Source organism: Gemmobacter denitrificans, from assembly GCF_036964905.1.
GTDB lineage: Bacteria > Pseudomonadota > Alphaproteobacteria > Rhodobacterales > Rhodobacteraceae > Gemmobacter > Gemmobacter denitrificans.
In genome coordinates, this window is the sequence record NZ_JBALHR010000041.1 from 1 (window position 1) to 3260 (window position 3260).

At 66.7% G+C, this 3260-nt stretch carries 6 protein-coding genes; all 6 read left to right on the top strand.

Annotated features, from left to right (window positions below; all coding sequences use genetic code 11):
* On the top strand, positions 1-612 hold a 612-nt coding region (locus V6590_RS20680; RefSeq protein ID WP_335425603.1), incomplete at its 5' end, for a phage protease.
* Positions 613-615: 3 nt separating this feature from the next.
* Positions 616-1005 carry a hypothetical protein gene (locus tag V6590_RS20685; protein ID WP_335425604.1) on the top strand — a complete coding sequence of 130 codons (390 nt, stop codon included), beginning with the start codon at positions 616-618 and terminating at the stop codon, positions 1003-1005.
* A 14-nt stretch (positions 1006-1019) separates the two neighbouring features.
* A complete protein-coding gene (locus tag V6590_RS20690; protein WP_335425605.1) occupies positions 1020-1919 on the top strand; it encodes a Mu-like prophage major head subunit gpT family protein in 900 nt (299 codons plus the stop codon).
* 76 nt (positions 1920-1995) lie between these two features.
* Positions 1996-2424, top strand: a complete 429-nt coding sequence (locus V6590_RS20695) for a hypothetical protein (protein ID WP_335425606.1) — start codon at positions 1996-1998, stop codon at positions 2422-2424.
* Between the two features lies 1 nt (position 2425).
* The gene (locus tag V6590_RS20700; RefSeq protein WP_335425607.1) at positions 2426-2875 is read left to right on the top strand and encodes a gp436 family protein; all 450 of its coding nucleotides are present in this window, start codon (positions 2426-2428) and stop codon (positions 2873-2875) included.
* The coding region (locus V6590_RS20705) for a phage virion morphogenesis protein (protein WP_335425608.1) at positions 2875-3260 on the top strand (386 nt) is incomplete at its 3' end. The genes V6590_RS20700 and V6590_RS20705, both read left to right, overlap by 1 nt.

Genomic DNA, 3260 nt, shown 5'->3' on the forward strand with positions numbered 1-3260 from the left:
CTCGTGAACACGCCCGCCCTGCCCCAGCTTCGCCAACTCGCATCCAGAGAGGAATTGATGGACCCCATCCTGCAGATTGCCGGATTGCTCGGCCTGAGTGCCGACAAGCCCGAAGACATCCTGGCCCGCGTTTCCGCGCTGGCCGCCGCCGAAACCCAGCTTGCCGCGATCAAGCGCGCGGCGGGCGTGAAGGGCGAGGATGCAACCACCCAGATTTGCGCCCGCCTGACTGAAACCGCGCCCGATCCGGCCCGCTTCGTGCCCATGGCCAGCTTCAAGGCGCTGGAGACGCAGTTCGCCTCCCTCCAGCAGGAGATCGCGGGCGACAAGGTCGAAACGGCGCTGCAGCAGGCCCGCGACGAGGGCAAACTGGTTCCGGCTGACGAGGACTGGGCGCGCAGCCTCGCCTCCAAGGACCTGGGGCTCTTTGAGGACTGGCGCAAATCGGCACCGGTGCGGCTGGAACCCGGCAAGCTGCAGCTGGCGGGCCGCCAGCCCCCCGGCAAGACGGCCGGGGATGCGCTCGACCCGCTGGAACGGCAGGTCGCCTCGCGCCTCGGCATCGCGCCCGAGGAGTTCCTGAAACATCGCAACATGCTGCTGGAGGGCTGATCCATGGCCGCACTCGTCAGGAATGCGCCCCGCACGGCGCTGACCCATGGCCGCCGGTTCCGCGATCCGGTTGCCGCCGACACCCGCATCTTCGCCGGTGCCATGGTGGCCCTGAATGCCGCCGGAAATGCCATCCCCGCGATTCCGACCGCCACCCGCATGCGCGGGGTGGCTTTGGCCGAGGCCGACAATTCGGCAGGGGCCATCGGGGCGGTCTCGGTCGAGATCGAGCGGGGGCCGTTCCTTGTTGCCAATAATGGCAGCGTCACCCGCACCCATATCGGCGGCACGGTCTTCGTGGTCGATGACAATACCGTCGGCGCTGCCGGGACGCTGGTCGCAGGCAAATGTCTGGATGTCACGCCCGAAGGCGTGGTCGTCGAAATCCTCTGATCGGAGATCCGCACATGGATATCACCCGGGCCTCCCTGGCAGCCCTGAATGTCGCCTTTTCCACTGCCTTCAACACCCGTTTGACCGGCATTGAAACCACCTTTGGCCGGATCGCGATGACGGTCCAGTCCACCACCCGCCATCAGGCCTATCCGAAACTGTCGGAACTGGGGCCGATGCGCGAATGGATTGGCGAGCGCTATGTCGAGCGGCTGGAATCCGACGGTTTCGTCATCACCAACCGCAAGTTCGAAAAGACCGTGGCGGTGCCAGTCGATGACATTTCGGACGATCAATACGGCATCTATACGCCCATGATTTCCGACATGGCGCAGGTCGCGGCGGAATTGCCCGATGATCTGGTCTGGGACCGGCTCGAACAGGGCTTCACCACCGCGCATTATGACGGGCAGTTCTTCTTCGATACCGATCACCCGGTCGAGAACGAGCTGGGTGCGGAAGTTTCGGTGTCGAATTTTCAGGGGGGTGCCGGGGCGGCCTGGTATCTGATCGATGACAGCCGCGCGATCAAGCCGATGATCTTTCAGGACCGTGAGGCCGCGAAGATCACCCCGAAAACCAATCTGACCGACGACAATGTCTTCTTTCAGGATGAATTCGTCTGGGGGGCCAAGCGGCGCTGCGCCACCGGCTTCGGGGCCTGGCAGCTGATCTATGCCTCGCGCCAGCCGCTGACGCCTGCGAACTATGCCGCCGCCCGTGCCGCCATGATGTCGATGCGCGGGCACCGGGGCCGCAAGCTGAACCTGAAGCCCAAGCTCCTGGTGGTGCCGCCGACGCTGGAAGGGACCGCCCGCGAAATCCTGCTGAACGAGCGCGATGCCAATGGGGCGACCAACTCCTGGCGCAACACCGCCGAGCTGCATGTCGAAAGCCGCCTGACCCTGATCTGATCCCCGCCCCCAAGCGGTCGTTTCCCCGAGGGGGCGGCAAGCCCGCCCCCGACGATGAACCGACAGGAGCTGACCCATGTCCCGCAAGACGCCTGCACTGAACACCCGGAGCCCCCAAGACAGCCAGGACGCGGCCGATGCCCGCATGGCCGAGGGGATGGGGGCGGCAGAGGCCACTGAAGGAGCCGCCGGGCCGGAGGCCGCCGCCGGGGCGGCCCCGCTGCCTTCCCCTGACGTGGCTCCCGACGCACCGGCGACCGAGGCCATGCCGAGCGGGGATATGACCCCTGCCCCTTTGGCCGACCCGGCCCCTTCTGCCACCGACGCTGGTGGCCCGGTCGGGGCTGATGATGCCGGTCTCATGGTCCTGTGCCTTGCCGCTGGCGGCAAGCGCCGGGCCGGTCGCCGCTGGCCGCAGGGTCTGACCGGGCCGGTCACCGATCTGGACGAGGTCCGGATCGCGCAATTGCAGGCCGATCCGCACTTCCAGATCGCGAGGCGCTGACATGTCCTATGCCACCGTGGCCGAGTTCCGCGCGGCCCTGCCGCAGCGCGATCTTGTCGCCCTCACCGATCTCGACGGCGGGACCGACGAGGTGGACGAGACCCGGCTGCAGGCAGCCCTCGATGATGCCTCGGCCGAGATCGACAGCTATATCGCCAAGGCCTTGTCCGGTGCGCCCCTTGAAGCGGTCAAGGCCGAGCCGCCGCGCATTCTGAAGGTGATCTGCCGGAACCTCGCCCTGCACCAGCTTTATGTGAACATCGGCCATGACATGGAGGCCCGCCGGTCGCTGCGCGATGATGCGATCAACTTCCTGAAATCCGTGGCGCGCGGCGATGCGGCCCTCGGCGATGGCGGATCGGTGGTCGCGCCCGAAGTCGTGACCCCCGGGGTCGCGATGACCGACGGGCCGGAACGTCACATGACCCGCGATCAGTTGAGGGGCTTCTGATGTCTCTCACCTTCAGCATGGTTCTGGACGAGGCCGAAGGTCTTGCCGGTCTGGACCGGCTGACCGGCGCGCTTGGCGACATGACCGGGTTCATGGACAGCGTGGGTTCGGCGCTGGTTTCGGGCGCAAGGGAGCGGATCAGCACCACCAGCGAGGCCCCGGATGGCAGCCCCTGGCCCGCAAGTTTCCGGGTCAGGGAAGAAGGCGGCAAGTCGCTCTGGCAGAGCGGACGCCTGCTCGACAGCGTGACCGCACGCCCCGCCGCCGATCATGTGCTGGTCGGCAGCAACATGATCTATGCCGCCGTCCACCAGTTCGGGGCGGTGATCCGCGCCAAGACTGCCGCCGGTCTCAGCTTCGGTCTGGCCGATGGATCGCGCCATGT